This window comes from Collinsella aerofaciens, assembly GCF_020709435.1.
Classification (GTDB): Bacteria; Actinomycetota; Coriobacteriia; order Coriobacteriales; family Coriobacteriaceae; genus Collinsella; species Collinsella aerofaciens_AU.
This window is the reverse complement of sequence record NZ_JAJFDP010000012.1, coordinates 40,010-55,390: the sequence shown is the minus strand read 5'-3', so window position 1 is coordinate 55,390 and position 15,381 is coordinate 40,010. Positions and strand designations below refer to the sequence as shown.

The 15,381-nt window shown below is 57.2% G+C and carries 12 protein-coding genes and 1 tRNA gene; 4 read left to right on the top strand and 9 right to left on the bottom strand.

What is annotated here, in order from left to right; translation table 11 throughout:
* Positions 1–240: 240 nt before the first annotated feature.
* Positions 241–316, bottom strand: a tRNA-Thr gene (locus tag LK493_RS07825).
* Between the two features lie 157 nt (positions 317–473).
* Between LK493_RS07825 and LK493_RS07820 the strand changes: the two genes are divergently transcribed.
* Entirely contained in the window at positions 474–953 is a 480-nt protein-coding gene (locus LK493_RS07820) for a PTS system mannose/fructose/N-acetylgalactosamine-transporter subunit IIB (RefSeq protein WP_227790654.1), read from the top strand.
* Between the two features lie 84 nt (positions 954–1,037).
* On the opposite strand, the gene LK493_RS07815 is transcribed toward LK493_RS07820, so the two are convergent.
* A complete protein-coding gene (locus LK493_RS07815) occupies positions 1,038–2,090 on the bottom strand; it encodes an aldose epimerase family protein (protein ID WP_227790653.1) in 1,053 nt (350 codons plus the stop codon).
* 205 nt (positions 2,091–2,295) lie between these two features.
* Here LK493_RS07815 and LK493_RS07810 point away from each other — a divergent pair, with 205 nt between their 5' ends.
* Positions 2,296–3,060, top strand: coding sequence for a DeoR/GlpR family DNA-binding transcription regulator (locus LK493_RS07810; protein ID WP_227790652.1), 765 nt, complete (start codon positions 2,296–2,298; stop codon positions 3,058–3,060).
* On the opposite strand, the gene LK493_RS07805 is transcribed toward LK493_RS07810, so the two are convergent.
* From LK493_RS07805 to LK493_RS07785, 5 genes are all read right to left on the bottom strand, one after another.
* A complete protein-coding gene (locus LK493_RS07805) occupies positions 3,061–4,317 on the bottom strand; it encodes an ATP-binding protein (protein WP_227790651.1) in 1,257 nt (418 codons plus the stop codon).
* Between the two features lie 168 nt (positions 4,318–4,485).
* Positions 4,486–4,791 (bottom strand): type II toxin-antitoxin system RelE/ParE family toxin, encoded by a 306-nt coding sequence (locus LK493_RS10385; RefSeq protein WP_227790650.1) that lies wholly within the window; start codon positions 4,789–4,791, stop codon positions 4,486–4,488.
* Positions 4,781–5,047 carry a type II toxin-antitoxin system Phd/YefM family antitoxin gene (locus LK493_RS07795; RefSeq protein ID WP_195363394.1) on the bottom strand — a complete coding sequence of 89 codons (267 nt, stop codon included), beginning with the start codon at positions 5,045–5,047 and terminating at the stop codon, positions 4,781–4,783. Before LK493_RS07795 ends, LK493_RS10385 begins: the two co-directional genes overlap by 11 nt.
* Positions 5,048–5,504: 457 nt before the next feature.
* Entirely contained in the window at positions 5,505–6,926 is a 1,422-nt protein-coding gene (gene lacG, locus LK493_RS07790) for a 6-phospho-beta-galactosidase (protein ID WP_227790649.1), read from the bottom strand.
* Positions 6,927–7,001: 75 nt separating this feature from the next.
* Positions 7,002–8,780, bottom strand: coding sequence for a PTS lactose transporter subunit IIBC (locus tag LK493_RS07785; protein ID WP_227790648.1), 1,779 nt, complete (start codon positions 8,778–8,780; stop codon positions 7,002–7,004).
* Between the two features lie 284 nt (positions 8,781–9,064).
* Between LK493_RS07785 and LK493_RS07780 the strand changes: the two genes are divergently transcribed.
* Positions 9,065–10,066 carry a LacI family DNA-binding transcriptional regulator gene (locus LK493_RS07780; RefSeq protein WP_227790656.1) on the top strand — a complete coding sequence of 334 codons (1,002 nt, stop codon included), beginning with the start codon at positions 9,065–9,067 and terminating at the stop codon, positions 10,064–10,066.
* Positions 10,067–10,399: 333 nt separating this feature from the next.
* Here LK493_RS07780 and LK493_RS07775 read toward each other — a convergent pair whose 3' ends face one another.
* Both LK493_RS07775 and lacG (LK493_RS07770) read right to left on the bottom strand, forming a co-directional pair.
* The gene (locus tag LK493_RS07775) at positions 10,400–12,160 is read right to left on the bottom strand and encodes a PTS lactose transporter subunit IIBC (RefSeq protein WP_022094682.1); all 1,761 of its coding nucleotides are present in this window, start codon (positions 12,158–12,160) and stop codon (positions 10,400–10,402) included.
* Positions 12,161–12,336: 176 nt separating this feature from the next.
* Positions 12,337–13,779 carry a 6-phospho-beta-galactosidase gene (gene lacG, locus LK493_RS07770; RefSeq protein ID WP_321573279.1) on the bottom strand — a complete coding sequence of 481 codons (1,443 nt, stop codon included), beginning with the start codon at positions 13,777–13,779 and terminating at the stop codon, positions 12,337–12,339.
* A gap of 350 nt (positions 13,780–14,129) precedes the next feature.
* Here lacG (LK493_RS07770) and LK493_RS07765 point away from each other — a divergent pair, with 350 nt between their 5' ends.
* The gene (locus tag LK493_RS07765; protein WP_040358938.1) at positions 14,130–15,158 is read left to right on the top strand and encodes a LacI family DNA-binding transcriptional regulator; all 1,029 of its coding nucleotides are present in this window, start codon (positions 14,130–14,132) and stop codon (positions 15,156–15,158) included.
* The last annotated feature ends 223 nt before the right edge of the window (positions 15,159–15,381 follow it).

Sequence of the window (15,381 nt, the reverse complement as noted above, 5' to 3'; positions counted from 1 at the left end):
TTTTGTTTTCCGCTCACAACCTTGTATAGATATATCGTTCCAGCAAAAGAGAAGGTATCGTGGCTATTTTAAATCTATATGGCCAATTCGAGCCCTCACCATGGCAATTGTTGCAGCTGGGTTTCTTTTCATTAAAATTTCACTTTGGTAAATCCCCGCCCCCTAAGCATTAAATCCGAAGTCCACCGAGTGGGCGAATCGGCAACAAAAAAGCCGCCCGAAGGCGGCTATCTTGTGCAATGGAGCCAGCGACCGGGCTCGAACCGGTGACCCCCGCTTTACGAGAGCGGTGCTCTACCAACTGAGCTACGCTGGCGGCCATGTGGTGACGCAACTGAGGCGTCAACGGCTGTCTATGATACGGGACATCGCACATCCGTGCAAGTGTTCTGACGGCTTTTCTCACTTTAAATGCACTAATATTGGAGACGTGATGTCTCGCTCTTACGAGTCTCAAACAGAATGGGACTGCCATGGCTCAACCCAAGATTCTTCTCACGCGTATCGACGACCGTTTCATTTACGGGCAAGACGTTGAGCTGTGGAACGAAGCCGTGGGTTCCAACCTTGTCCTAATCGTCAACGATGAGATCGCGGCGGATTCGCGCCAATGGGCACCCATGAGGGTGGCGGCGCCCGATGGCGTATGGACTCGGTTCTTCTCGATCCAAAGGACGATTGGCATTATTCATACCGCGACTCCGCGCCAATGGATCCTCATCATGGTGGCGTCGCCCGCCGATGCGTTGGCGCTGGTTAAGGGTGGCGTGCCGATCACCAAGATCAGCATTGGCCATATGCAGGCAGGGGAGGGCAAGCGTTCCGCGACGCCCGCAGTCGCCATAGACGATGCGGACGTCGCCGCCTTCAAAGAGCTGCAAGAACTCGGCATAGAACTAGAAATCCGTTATCTCCCCAGCTCCAATCCCGACCCCATCCAACTAGTCATTTAAGAACGTCCCCAATGACTAGGTAGCAAAGCGCCCGTCGGCGGTGGTGCCGGCGGGCGCTGCTGTGCGATATGTTGCGTTGTGGGCTTAGTGCCTCATAAAGTGGTATTCGATCACATTGCTGTAGGGGTGACCCGGGCCCACAATGCCCTGCGGGAACAACGGCTGGTGCGGCGTGTCGGGGTACATCTCGGCCTCGAGAGCAAAGCCGGCGCCCCAGCCATAGTTAGCATCGTCCTTGGCGTGCTCGTCGCCCAGCCAGTTGCCGGTGTAGAGCTGCACGCCCGGGGCAGTGGTGTAGTAGTCCAGCTCGCGACCGGTCCACATCTCCTCGACGTGCATCGCACGGCGCAGGTTGCGACCGTACTGATAGCCATCGATGCACAGGCAGTGGTCGTAGCCACGGGCCTGCTTAATCTGCGGATTGTCGGCCTCCATGCCAGGCGCGACAGGGTGCAGCTCGCGAAAGTCAAACGGCGTGCCCTCGACCGGAGCGATCTCGCCGGTGGGGATATTCTGCTCGTTGATGGGCAGGTAGTGGGCAGCGTTGGCAACAAAGAAGTGCTCGCAGTCCATGCCGGCGTTATGGCCGGCAAGGTTAAAGTACGTGTGGTTGGTCATGGACACGTACGTGGCGCGGTCGCTCTCGCAGCCATACTCGACACGAAAGACGCCGGTGCGCGTCACGGTAAACACGGCCGTAAAGGTGCGGTTGCCGGGGAGACCCAGCTCGCCATCCTCAAGTGAGGTGGTCATGCGCACGGCGTTGTGAGTCTCGTCGAGCTCAACATCCCACACGCGCTTGTGCAGACCATGCTCAAGATCGCTGTGCAGGTTGTTGGCGCCTTCGTTGGCCGGCATATGCCAGTCCGTGCCAGCGATAGTGATCGTGGCACCTGCAGTGCGGTTGGCCACGGGGCCGATGGTCGCGCCAAAGCAGGCGGGGTTGTCAAAGTAATCCTCGAGCTTATCGAAGCCCAGCACCACATCGCGCACGTTGCCGGGAATGTCGGGCACATCGATACCCAGCACGGTGGCGCCATAGTCCATAATGCGAACGCAGATCTCGGGCCCGTTGAGGGTGTAACGATGAACGGGGGTACCGCACGGCGCGGTGCCGAAAAGCTCGGAAGTGATCATTTGGTTCCTAACATCGAGGTATTTCGGACAAACTGTAGCGCGAACAGGCGAGATTATCACTACACCCCACTAAAGCAGGGGGTATTTTTCTCAAAAAAGTGATGATTGGAGCTGTGCGGGCGTTCATTTCTGACGCGCGCGAGTCTGATACAATTTGTTCGTTATTGTTTGAATTGACGTGAGCGTGGAACAGCGAGGACTCATCGTGATTAAAGCGGAGCGACAGGATAAGGTTCGGCAGCTGCTCGAGGAACAGGGAACGGTCTCGGTCAAGGAGATTTCGGATGCGTTAGGTGTCTCGGATATGACGATCCGCCGTGATCTTGAGGAGCTTGCGAGCCTGGGCGAGATCGAGCGCGTGCACGGCGGAGCCCGCAGTGCGCAGGGCCGTCCACACGCTATGCTGCGCCATGAGTATTCGCACAGCGAAAAGCGCACGAAGCATGCCGAGGAAAAGTTGCAGATTGCGCGCCGTTCTGTGGAGCTTATCGAGGAAGGCTCGACCATCTTTTTGGGCACGGGCACCACGGTTGAGCAGATGGCCTCGATGCTGCCGGCGTTTCGCCTGCGCATTGTGACCAATTCGCTTTCGGTGTTTAACCTGCTCGAGGCGCGCGAAGACTGCGAACTGTGCCTGGTGGGCGGCGTGTACCGCCGCCGCACCGCCGCCTTTGTGGGCCCTACGGCCGAGGACACCTTGCGCGCACTGGGGATCGACGCAGCCTTTATCGGCGCAAACGGCATTCTGGACGGCGACGTGTCCACATCCAACATGGAAGAGGGTCGTATCCAGCAGCTCGCCTTTAGCAAGGCCGACTCGCGCTATCTGATCGCCGACTCCAGCAAGATCGGCAAGCGCGACTTCTACACCTTCTGCCGCCTGGACAATTTGGACGCCGTGGTGTGCGAGCCGGGTATCGCCGCCGAGGATCGTGTCGCCATCGAGGAGCACACGCAGGTCATCTGCTAGCTAACGCTGCAGGCGATATTTCTGCCCCCTGCCGGTGCCTTCAACTGTCGCCAGGCCTGTCTCAACGAGTTTTTTGAGGATGCGGAGTAGCTTCGAACGACTAAAGGTGACTTTAGCCGCAAGCTCGCTTGTCGATTGAGGGTGTACTCCACTCAGCAGTCCGAATACGGTAAGTTCGTCGCCTTCGAGCCCGGGGTTATCCATGAGTAGGGGAAGCGTGACCACAATAGCGTTATCCGATACTTGAAAACGAGGCTTTTTGATGCTGTCTTTATAGGTGTCTCGAATTCGCATAATGCCCGTTCCGAATGCTTCGATAAGGCCTAGGCGCAAAAAGACTTCGGCAAGAATACGATTGCGTCTTACGGACAGCATGTCGGACAGGTATTCATCGACAGTCATGCTTGCCGGCAAACCGCCGGGCGAGGCGACTTCCACGCGGTCGTCGAACATCGAGATGCGAATGTGCGCGGGTACATCCCAAGTCCTGTGAACGACTGCATTGGTAATGGCCTCGCGGAATGCTTCGAGCGGAATGAGCTCCTTGCGGATCCGCTCCATTCCCTTGATCTCTTCGTAACAGTACTGAGTTTCAAATAGTTCAAGAGCGCCGTCAATCTCCGTTAAAACCGATGCATGCGCAAGAGTCTTGCGCTGCTTAATGAGGTTGATAGTTTCACCAAACACTGCGATGTCGATACCCGGGAAGCCATTCTCGTCCGCGAGCAGTTCTGCCGCGTTGTTGTAGGTTCCGGTTTCATCGAGCAGGCCAAGGGTTTTGAGGGTATCGGTTGTGAATGACTGAAGCGAAAGTTTTGCTGTTAGGCGATTCTCTAAAACGGTAAAAGATAAATCTTGTTTGTTTGCCGGGAGCTGCTCAAAGGAGAGATTTTGACCCTCGAGCACAAGACGCGAAAGGCCTAGGGTATCAACTGGTATGGTCGCGGTGTCATTGCGCTTGTATGCCTTCGAGCGGTATAGGTAAGGCTTCGATCTGCCGGGAAAGACCGTAAGCTCCACGGTTGCATCGGGCTCGTTGATTTTTAGGGAGTAATCAGGCTGGGGGATGATCGAATCGTTAATCTTGTTTTCGATATCCAGGCAGGTCTGCTTGGGATCATCGAGGCCAACGGCTTCTCCGTCGTCGTTAACTCCAAACAGGACACGCCCGCCCGTACTATTTGCATAAGCGGAGACAGTTTTAAGGAACGAATTGGTGACGCATTCCTTGAATTCAAGATCTTTGGATTCTTGCATCGTGTTGCTCCGTTTCGCTTCAATTTGACGTGAAAAATGACACGTAAAATTTTACACGTCATTTTGCGCGTCAATAATATGACACGTAAAAATTTGCGTGTCATTTTGCGTGTCAAAGTGACGCGATTTGACACGCAAATGCGTTGGGGAAAGCAATCAGATTACAAGCTAGACCAGGCGGGCGTAGTCCTGTGACTGGTGGTAAACGTGGGCGATGTAGATCGTTTCGCGCTCAAACTTGTAAAGACACACGTAGTTGTTGACGGGAAACGATCGATAATTGCGTGCCGCCAACTCTCGTATGTGTGAGAGGGGCCGTAGGAGCGGCTGCTCGCGAAGCAGATCAAGCTGATATTCAAACTCAGCGACGAAATTGCCCGCTGCGCGCGGATTCTTGAGGATTTGGGCAAGGTATCCGACGATACTCTCGTACTCATATCGCGCGCTTTTGAGTATTACGACGTTATAAGTCATATTTGTCTCGGATCGAGGTCGCGAAGGAGTCGTAGTCGCTGTAGTCGCCTTGCGATATCTCATCTTCTGCCAACATCATGCGAGATAACAACTTGGCCTTGGCGATTTCGTCTTGCATGAGGCGATACTGGTCGCTGCTAATGCAGTGCATGGCCTCGTAGCCGTTTTTGGTGACAGTGACGTCGCGCTCAGACTCAACAAGCGCGGTAAATGCAGCAGTGTCCTTCATATCTCGGACGGGCACACAAGCGGGCATAAGAACCTCCTTTGCGATGGGGCATAATTATACCACGGTGTGTTTGCGTGACTGATGCTGCTGAATTGTCTCGATCTGTAACAGGTGGGCGGCCAAAACCAGGCTTAGTGTTACAGGTTGAGATTTTCTGGTCCGGCCTATTCTGGTTGTCTCGATCTGTAACAGTTAGGACTGAAAACTCGGCTTAGTGTTACAGATCGAGATTGAGCGGATTGACCTGTGCGTTTGTCTCGATCTGTAACAGGTAGATGGTCAAAAGTGGGCTAGGTGTTACAGATTTAGATTATTCGGACCGGCCTGCGCGTTCGTCTCAATCTGTAACAATTAGGACCGAAAATCCCAGCTAGATGTTACAGATCGAGACAAACGATCCGCGCGGCTCGGCAAAAAACAAAAAGGCCGCATGCGAACCCGTGGAGGGATTCGCATGCGGCCGACAGGGGGTATGCGGCAAAAGTTAGGCCATAAGCAGGCCGGTCTCCGCGACGTTCTTGTACCAGTACGCGCTCGCCTTGGGATAGCGCTTCTGGGTCTCAAAGTCGATGTAGAACAGGCCGTAGCGCTTGTTGTAGCCGTTGGTCCAGGAGAACTGGTCCTGCAGCGACCACACAAAGTAACCGTCGACGTTTACGCCGCCGTCGATTGCCTTGAGGATCCACTCGAGATGCTGACGCATGTAGTCGATACGAGGGGCGTCATCGATAAAGCCGTCCTCGAAGTCGTCCTTATAGCCCATGCCGTTCTCGGTGATGTAGATCTTCTTGTAGTTGGGGTAATCGTTCTTAATGCGGAGCAGCAGGTCGTAGAGGCCCTCGGGATAGATGATCCAGTCCCAATCGGTGGTGGGTACGCCTTCGCGCACGCATGACTCGCCCACGCCCTTGAGGAACCAGCGCGAGGAGCCCTTGTCGCCGGTGCCATTGTGGTTGATGTCGTTTTCGCCCTCGGCGGCACGCAGGAACTGGCACTTGTAGGTGTTGACGCCCAGGCAATCGTTGTAGGGGAGCGCGGCGGTCAGCGCGGCGATGTCCTCGTCGCGGACGTCGAGCTCGCCGCCGGCGATATGGGCCAGCTTGGTCGCGGCCTCCATGGTGTCGGCTGCATAGTGGCCGCGGAAGGTGGCGTCGAGTACCCAGCGGTTGTTGATGACGTCGGCCATACGAGCCGCCTCGCAGTCGGCAGCGCTGTTGGGATCGAGGGGATACTTGGGCTCCAGGTTCTGGACAATGCCGATCTCGCCCTCAAAGCCGCCCTCATGGAAGGCGACGACAGCCTTGGCGTGGGCCACCATCATGTTGTGCATGAGCTGGAAGGCCTTGTCCAGGCGGTACTTCTCGCCGTGCGGCCAGTTGCCGACGATAAAGCTGCCCTCGGCGGTTGCGGGAATCTCGTTAAAGGTAAACCAGTGCTTGACCTCGGTGAACTCGGCAAAGCAGAACTTGGCGTACTCGACGAAGGCATCGATGGTCGTGCGCGTCAGGAATCCCTCGCCGCCGTTCTGATAAAAGGCCTCGGGCGTATCAAAGTGATCGAGCGTGACATAGGGGATAACGCCGGCTTTATTGCAGGTGGCAAAGAGCTCGTGATAGAAGGCAACACCCTCGGGGTTGATCTCGCCAGTGCCGTTGGGGAAGATGCGGCTCCAAGCGATGGAGACGCGGATACCGTTGATGCCGAAGCGCTGGCACAGGTCGATATCGACCGGGTACTTGTTGTAGAAATCGCTTGCGGGATCGGGGGAGAAGCGACCCTGAGCTGCCAGGAAATCGTCCCAGGGCACTTTGCCCTTGCCGTGCGTGCGGGTCTCGCCCTCAACCTGGTAAGCGGCGGTGGCGCCGCCAAACACAAAGCCGTCGGGGAACTGCATGGGGTTGGTCATGAGTCATCCTTTCTGTGGGATACGAATAGGGGGAGGTGCCCGAACTGGGGATCCGGGCACCAACAGAGGGAGGAACTAGTCGAGGTTCTCGCGGAGCCACTTGATGGCGCCAGCGGGGTCGCGAGTAAGGTCGATATATTCCTTACCGCGCGGGGCGAGCAGCTTAATGCCCAGGCGATCGGTGTCGGCCTTCATGTCGTTGTAGTAGCTACGGACCTGCGGGGCAAGCACGATAACGTCGTACTGATCCATGATGGCAGTGTGCTGGCCATAGGCGCCTGCGGAGGAAGCGATGTTCTCTCCGGTCTGTGCAGCACCTTCCTTGATGGCGTTGGCAAGCATGGCAGAGGTGCCGGCGCCGGCGCACAGGACGAGGACCTTCAGGCCATCGACGTCCTTCTTAGCGGATGCGTCGGAGGCGGGCTCGGGCTGATCGGCGACAGGCTTGCTGTCGGCGGCAGCGGCGGTCGGCTCGACGGCAGCGGTGGTCTGCTCGGCAGCGGGCGCAGAGGTGCTGGCGGCGATGGTGGCAGCACCATCGGACTCGAGACCCAGCTCGGCGGCGCGTTCGGCCTCCTGGTCGCAGAGCAGCTTATCGTATGCCTTCAAAAACGGCAGGTAGATGATGGCGTCCAGCAAGATGATGATCGCGACAAATACCAGGGCGATAAGCTGGAAGTTCGTGGTGATGAAGATGCCGATGGGGGCAGGGGTAGCCCAAGGCACCACGAAGGAGAAGCCGTTCATGCCCACGTTATCGATAAAGAACTTGGCAACACTTACGTTGACGCAGCCGGCGGCAACAAAGGGGATGAGCATGTAGGGGTTAAGGATCATCGGCGCGCCAAAGAGCAGCGGTTCGTTGACGGCGAAGGCAACAGGAACAATCGAGGCCTTACCGACGGCTTTGAGCTGCTTGGACTTCATAAAGAGAATCAGCAGAAGCGGCACGATGAACGTGGCGCCGGTGCCGCCGAACTCACCCACGAGCGACATGTTGAAAGTGAGGGAGTGGGCGGGGTGGCCACCGGCCAGCAGAACCTGCAGGTTCTCGGCCTGGTTGGCAAGACGGATGGGGTCGATGCCCGGCTGGACGATCGAAGGACCGTGGACGCCGATGAACCAGAAGAACGCGGTGGCTGCCTGGATAAGGATAAGGCCAGGATAGGTTTCTGCAGCGGTAAAGAGCGGGGAGAGCAGTTTGATAAGCAGCTCGGAGAACGGAACGCCCATGAGGTTGCGCACGACGACATCGATGATGCCGCAGATGATGACGGCGCCACCGAAGGGGATAATGTCGCGGAAGTTCTGAGCGATGGCGCCCGGGACCTCCTTGGGCAGCTTAATGGTCAGATCGCGCGAGACGCAGAACTTATAAACCCAAACGGTAATGAACGCGGCGATATAGGCCGAGAACAGACCGCGCGTACCCATGCTGGTGCAATCGAAGACAGAAAGCTCGGAGCCGTTGAACTTGGTGGTGAACTGCGTAACAGCGAGCAGCAGCATGCTGCACTGGGCGGCAACCATGGTGGAGCCGTCGTTGAGCACCTTGCCGGCGGGCATGCGACGGTTCATGGAAGCCGTGAAGTTCTTGGCGGTGGTGCCGGCAACCATGATGCCCATGACGCCCATGGTGAAGTTGTACAGCTTGTTGCACCAGTCGATGAGCGGCTGGGGCAGCGTGATGCCAACGACGCCGGGAAGGGTGGCGATCAACAGGAAGATCGAAGAGGTGAGGACGATGGGCATGCACCCAAGGAATCCGTCCTTGATGGCCTGGAGATAGATGTTCCTCGAGATCTTCTCGAAGAACGGTTGATGCTTTTCGAGCATCTTTACGATGGCGTCCATAGAGCTCCTTTGCTACTTGATGCGCGATGCATGTGGATGGAACTGGTCGTCGATGGATGGTCAGGACTGCCCGGAAACCTTCCTGCTTAAGGAAGGCATTGCGAAATGACAACGTTGTCATTTCGTTAATGACAACGTAAGACATTTTTGGAAGAGCAACAAGGATATACGGGTGAGCGGTCGATATTGTCCGGTAAACGGTTGATTTATCAGTCAGGCAGGTGGTGTATGCTAGAACGCAAAAAACAAGCGATAGAGAACCGAGTGGAGAAGTAGTGGCAACGATGGACAAGAAAAATGTCTCAATGAACGATGTGGCGATTGCCGCGGGTGTTTCTCTCAAGACGGTTTCGCGTGTGATTAACGAGCCCGGTAGCGTGCGAGAGTCGACACGCGATAAGGTCCATTCCGCAATGGAAGCGCTCGGGTTCCGGGCGAACTTTGCCGCGCGTTCGCTCAAGTTGGGCCGTTACGGGTGCATCGGCGTGGTGCTGTTCCACTTGTCGGGCGGTGCCGTGGACATGATTGACGGTATCGCAGATGCCGCCGAAGAACGCGGCTTTGCGCTCACGATGATCAAAAAGCGGGCGGGGGAGAAGATGACCCTTGCCGATGCGGCGCGCAGGATGTCGCAGCTTCCCGTCGACGGCATGATCTTCAACCTACGTCAGATGGTCGATGACTTTGATACTTTTGAGGCACCGAAAGACCTCAAGACGGTGATTATCACACCGATGGAACATCCTACCTGCTCCACCGTCAGTGACGATCAAGAGGGCGGCGCGCGCATGGCGTGCGAGTACTTCTTGAATCACGGGCACAAGAACGTGTACTTCGTCTCTGGTAAGAAAGAAGCGCTGTCGAGCCAGTGCCGTATGAAAGGTTGGCGAGCGGCACTCGAGGCGCATGGCATTGAGCCGCCCGAGCCTCTGCAAGGCGATTGGAATGCGGATAGTGGCTATGCCGCGGGCCTTGTGCTTGCCGATAAAGCCGATTGCACGGCGGTCCTCGCTGCTAACGACTGCATGGCAAACGGCGTGATGATGGCTCTACGTGACAAAGGGCTCAGTGTGCCCGACGACGTGTCCGTGATCGGCTTTGATGACGAGCTTTACAAGACGATTCCCAACTCGATTCTGACGTCGGTGAAGTTCCGTCACCGCGAGCTGGGCGTCCGTGCGCTTAACGAGGTCGTCGCAGGTCTGGAAGCCCCGAGCTCCAGAAGCCGTACGCTCGTCTCGGGCGTGTTGGTCGAACGTTCCAGCGTAAAGGACCTGCGGGCGTAGACGTGCTCGGCCTGTTCGTCTAAATCTGTAACAGGTAGGGCCGAAAATCTCAGCTAGTTGTTACAGATTTAGACAATTCGGTCCGGTATATTCCGTTTGTCTCGATCTGTAACGTCTAAGCGGTCAAAAGTGGTCTACATGTTACAGATTGAGATTTTCGGCTTGGCCTGTGCGTTCATCTCGATCTGTAACAGCTAGGACCGAAAAACTCGGCTAGATGTTACAGATTGAGATGAACAGGAGGACGGGTGCGGTCTAAACAAAATGGCCCGCGCATCACACATCGATGCACGGGCCATTTATTGTCTGCAAGCGGCAGGTGGTGTCAGCGTCTTATGCCTCGAGGTTTTCCTCGATCCAGGCGACGGCGCCCTTGGGATCCTTAGTGAGGTCGATGTACTGTTTGCCCTTGGGCGACAGCAGCGTGATGCCCAGGCGGTCGGTGTCGGCCTTCATCTCGTTGTAATAGGTGCGAACCTGCGGAGCCAGGACGATGACGTTGTACTGGTCCATGATGGCGTAGTGGCTGCCGTAGGCACCGGCGTTGGCGGTAATGTCGATGCCCAGCTCGTCGGCGCCTTCCTTAAGCGCGTTGGCGAGCAGTGCAGAGGTGCCGGCGCCAGCGCACAGAACCAGAACCCTCAGATCCTTGCCCTTAAGGGCGGACGGAGCTGCGGAGGCCTCGGTGGCAGAAGCGGTCTCGACAACAGGAGCCTCAACGGCGGGGGCGGCAGCGGTCTTGACGGCCTTGGTCTCCTCGGCCTCTTCTTCGGCCAGGGTCTCGGCCTCCTGCTTGCACAGGACGTTGTCGTAGGCCTTGCAGAACGGGTAGTAGATCAAGAAGTCAACGACCAGCAGGACGACAACCAGGACCAGAGAGATCGGCTGGAAGTTGGTGTCGATGAAGGTGCCGATCGGTCCGGGGAGTGCCCACGGCATGGCATAGATAAAGCCGTTCATGCCCAAAAAGTCGATGAAGAACTTACCAATGAGGACGTTGGCCACGGGGGCAAACAGGAACGGGATCAGGAAGTACGGGTTGAGGATGATGGGCGCGGCGAACAGCAGCGGCTCGTTGACGGCGAACATCACGGGCACGACAGAGGCTTTGCCGACGGCCTTGAGCTGCTTGGAGCGCATAAAGAGCAGGAAGATAATCGGGACAATGAACGTGGCGCCGGTGCCGCCGAGTTCGCCGATGTAGTTACCGAAGTTTTCGGTCAGGGCGAGGGCGGGGTGACCGCCGGCCTGCAGCGTGGCGAGGTTGGTGGTGATGTTGCCAAACAGCGCGGCGTTGAGGGCAGGCTTAACGACTGAGGGGCCGTGGATGCCCATGAACCAGAACAGCGGGATCATGAACCAGATGAGGGCGAGGCCGGCGTAGGAATCGGCAGCGGCGAACAGCGGGCTCACCAGCGTGGAGATGACGTTGGCAAACGGGACGGCCAAGCAGGTGCGGCAGATAACGTCGATGACGGCGACAAACAGGATGGAGAAGCTGAAGGCGAAGATGTCGCGGAAGTTCTGGGCGATGGCGCCGGGGACTTCTTTGGGCAGCTTGATGGTGATGTCTCGCTTAATGCAGAAGGCATAGATGTTGACCGTGGCAAATGCGGCGACAAAGGAGCTCAGCAGGCCCTTGGTGCCCATGTTGTCGGTAAAGAACACCGAGACATCGGCGCCGTCGATCTTGGCACTCGTCTGGGTAACGGCCAAGATGAGCATAGCGCACATGGCGGCGACCATGGTGCTCGTGGCGTTGATGGCCTTGCCGGCAGGCATGCGGCGGTTCTTGGAGCCGGTCAGCGCGCTTGCGGTGGTGCCGGCGACCATGATGCCCACGACGCCCATCGTGAAGTTGTAAACCTTGTTGCAGAAGTTCACGACGTCGACGTTCCACCAGTCGGGCAGCGTAAAGCCGCCGACCGTGGCGACAACGCCCGGCAGGGTCGAAATAAGCAGGAAGACAGAAGAAGACAGGATGATGGGCATTGCTGCCAAAAAGCCGTCTTTAATGGCCTGAAGGTAGATGTTCTTAGAGACCTTGTCGAAGTACGGCTGACCTTTCTCCAAGAACTTAACGATCGATTCCATAGTTCACGCTCCTCTTTGCATGAAATCTTAATGGCATGGACGTTGAAAACCTATATGGTCTCCCGCTTGCTAAAAGCCCGGGTGCAGGCGGGGCCGGTCCCAGGGGGAGAGAGGGGAGCGGCTGGGTTTGTATCGCATAGGGCCGCTCCCTTCTCGGGGGAAAGCGAGGCGATGCGCTACTGCGCGTCCGCCATAGTGTCGGCGAGCTCCTTGTACCAGAGTGCCGACTGCTTGATGTGGCGTTTTTGCGTGTCGAAGTCGATGTAGAACAGGCCGTAGCGCTTGTTATAGCCATTGGCCCACGAGAACTGGTCCTGCAGGCTCCAGATAAAGTAGCCCTGAACGTCGACGCCCTCGGCGCGCGCCTGGAGCACCTTCTCCATGTGCTGGTCGACAAAGTCGATGCGCTCGGGATCGGCGACGATGCCGTTTGCGTCGGGCTCGGGGTCCTTGTGGCCCAGGCCGTTTTCGGTGATATAGATGACGGGGAGGTTGGGATAGGTGGCGCTGATGTGCTTGAGCGTGTCGTAGAGGCCTTGCGGGTAGATGAGCCAATCCCAGTCGGTGGTGGGGATACCCGGCATATCGACCTGCTGCCCGACGCCCTTAAACTTAAAGCACGAGGTGCCCTTGTCTCCGGTGCCGTTAAAGCTGTTGGTTGACTCGCCATCGTAGGCGGCGATAAACGCCGACTGATAGTAGTTGAGGCCGAACATATCGTTGCGGGGCGCCGCCTTGGCGAGCTCCTCCATGTCGCTGTCCTCAACCGTAAGTGTGGCGTTGTTGGCACGCAGAATCTCGTTGATGAGTGAGAGGGTGCGCGCGGAGTAGTGACCCAGGAAGGCGCCGTCCATGATGAAGTCGGTGTAGAAGGCGTTGTACAGGTCGGCGGCGTGCTGGTCGGCGGGCGAGTCGGTGGCAGGATATGCCGGCGTCAGGACGTTGACCATGCCAATGCGTCCGCCCAGGTGCTCGGTCTCGTCAAGATCCTTATACAGGTTGACGGCGCGGGCGTGGGCAACGAGCTCGTTGTGCTGGCTCTGGATGCCGCTCGTCACATCAAAGTGATGGTTGGGCGGGAAGTTGCCTTGGATGTATTGGGAGTGCGAGAGGCTGATGAGCTCGTTGATGGTGAACCAATTCTTGACCTCGCGGAACTCGCGGAAGCAGAACTCGGCATAGCGCACATAGGCGTCGACGGTCTTGCGGTTGAGCCAGTCGCCCTGGTTGAACAGGGCGGCGGGGGAGTCAAAGTGATGCAGGGACACATAGGGCTCGACGCCATACTTTTTGCAGCAGGCGAACAGCTCGTGGTAGTGCTTAACGCCCTCGGCGAGGGGTTCGGCATCGTCGCCGTTGGGGAAGATGCGGGTCCAGGCGATGGACACACGAATGGCGTTGAGTCCATGCTCGGCAGAAAGGCGGATATCCTCCTCGTAGCGGTTGTAGAAATCACTGGCCGGGTCGGGCAAAAAGCGACCCTGGGCGACAAGGTAATCGTCCCACATGGTCTTACCCTTGCCTGCCACCTTCGTGGAACCTTCCGTTTGGTACGCGGCGGTTGCGGCGCCCCAAACAAAGCCCTTCGGCAGCTGCTGTACGCGGTTTAGCAAAGACATATGCATACACCCTCTCGTCTCGCTGTTCGATATTGTGCGTTTGCGCTCAGGAGGCTCCCTGGTTAGCGTTCAGCGGTGAAAAAGCCCGATAAACACTATCTTAAAATGATTAGAACCAAAATGAGCACGTGAACATTTGACAATGAGCACGTTAACATCCGGCTGGGATGTATAGAAACAAAACAACTTCAAACAGCCGCGAACGGTTGTATTTGTTCGGTAAGCGGTTTTGATTGACAGAAGTTTTCATGTTGTGGTATATGGCTCGGGTATCATGAGCACGTTATCAATGTATGTACGATGCGCCATGGGCGCGGGGAATAGTTGGGAAGCAGGTTAGCGTGGAAGGCATGGATCAGCAGACAAGGAATGGTCGTTCGGCGAGCGCGGCAGAGGTTGCGGCGCTCGCTGGCGTGAGCCGCCAGACTGTGTCTCGCGTGGTCAACGGTATGCCCAACGTGACGGAAAAGACGCGCAAGCGTGTGCTGGCCGCCATGGAAGAGCTGGGCTTTCGTCCCAATTTTGCTGGAGCGGCGTTGCGCGGCGGGTCGTATCGTTCTATTGGCCTGTGCATGTACAACATCACACGTGTCGGTAACCTGGCGACGCTCGAGGGTATCATGCAAGCGGCGCGCGAGCACGATTTTGCCGTCACTATGATCGAGATGGGCGGCGACAAGCCCTATGCACTTGCCGATGCCTCGCGCCGCATGGTCGAGCGACCCGTCGACGGCATGATTCTCAACATGAACCGCATGGCTCCCGATTTTGAGGAGTTTGTTCCCCAGCCGGGAGTGCGAACGGTCATCCTGTCCATGTATGCGCATCCGCGCTGCACGACGATCGACTCCGACCAGTATGGTTCGTGCGAGCTGTTGACCAATTATCTGCTGGAACATGGTCACTCGAATATGCGGTTTGTGGCGGGTCCGGAAAACTCGATTTCCTCGCGTTTTCGTGAGGCCGGTTGGCGCGATACGCTGGGTCGTGCTCATGTCGATGCCGCTCCGATGCTGCGTGGCGATTGGAGTGCGGACAGTGGGTACGCCATGGGCGAGCGGATTGCGGCCGAGGTGCTTGCCGGCGGGTCGCAGGCGCCGACTGCCGTGCTTGCGGCAAATGACCAGATGGCGCTGGGCGTTATCGCCGCGCTCGAGAACGCGGGCCTGTCCGTGCCCGACGACGTGAGCGTGGTTGGTATCGACGACGCACTCGAGGGACTTGTTCCTCACAATCGGCTGACGACGCTGCGATTTGATTTGCGCGGTGTCGGTAAGCTTGCGTTTGAGGCGGCGATTGGAGAGAGCTCGTCTATCGAGGCGATTCATGTGCCGAGCACGCTGGTCGAACGCTCGACTGTTAGGGACATACGGGGTTAGGTCCTACTCCGTCTGTCTCGATTTGTAACAGGTAGACGGTCAAAAGCGGGCTACGTGTTACAGATTTAGATTCTTCGGAAAGAGCAATCCTGTTCGTCTCAATCTGTAACAGCTAGGACCCAAAAACTCGGCTAGATGTTACAGATCGAGACAAACGGCTTCCGACCTGCACAAAAAGGCCGGGGGCGGCGCGCCGTGTGACGTGCCGCCCCCGGCTGAGAAA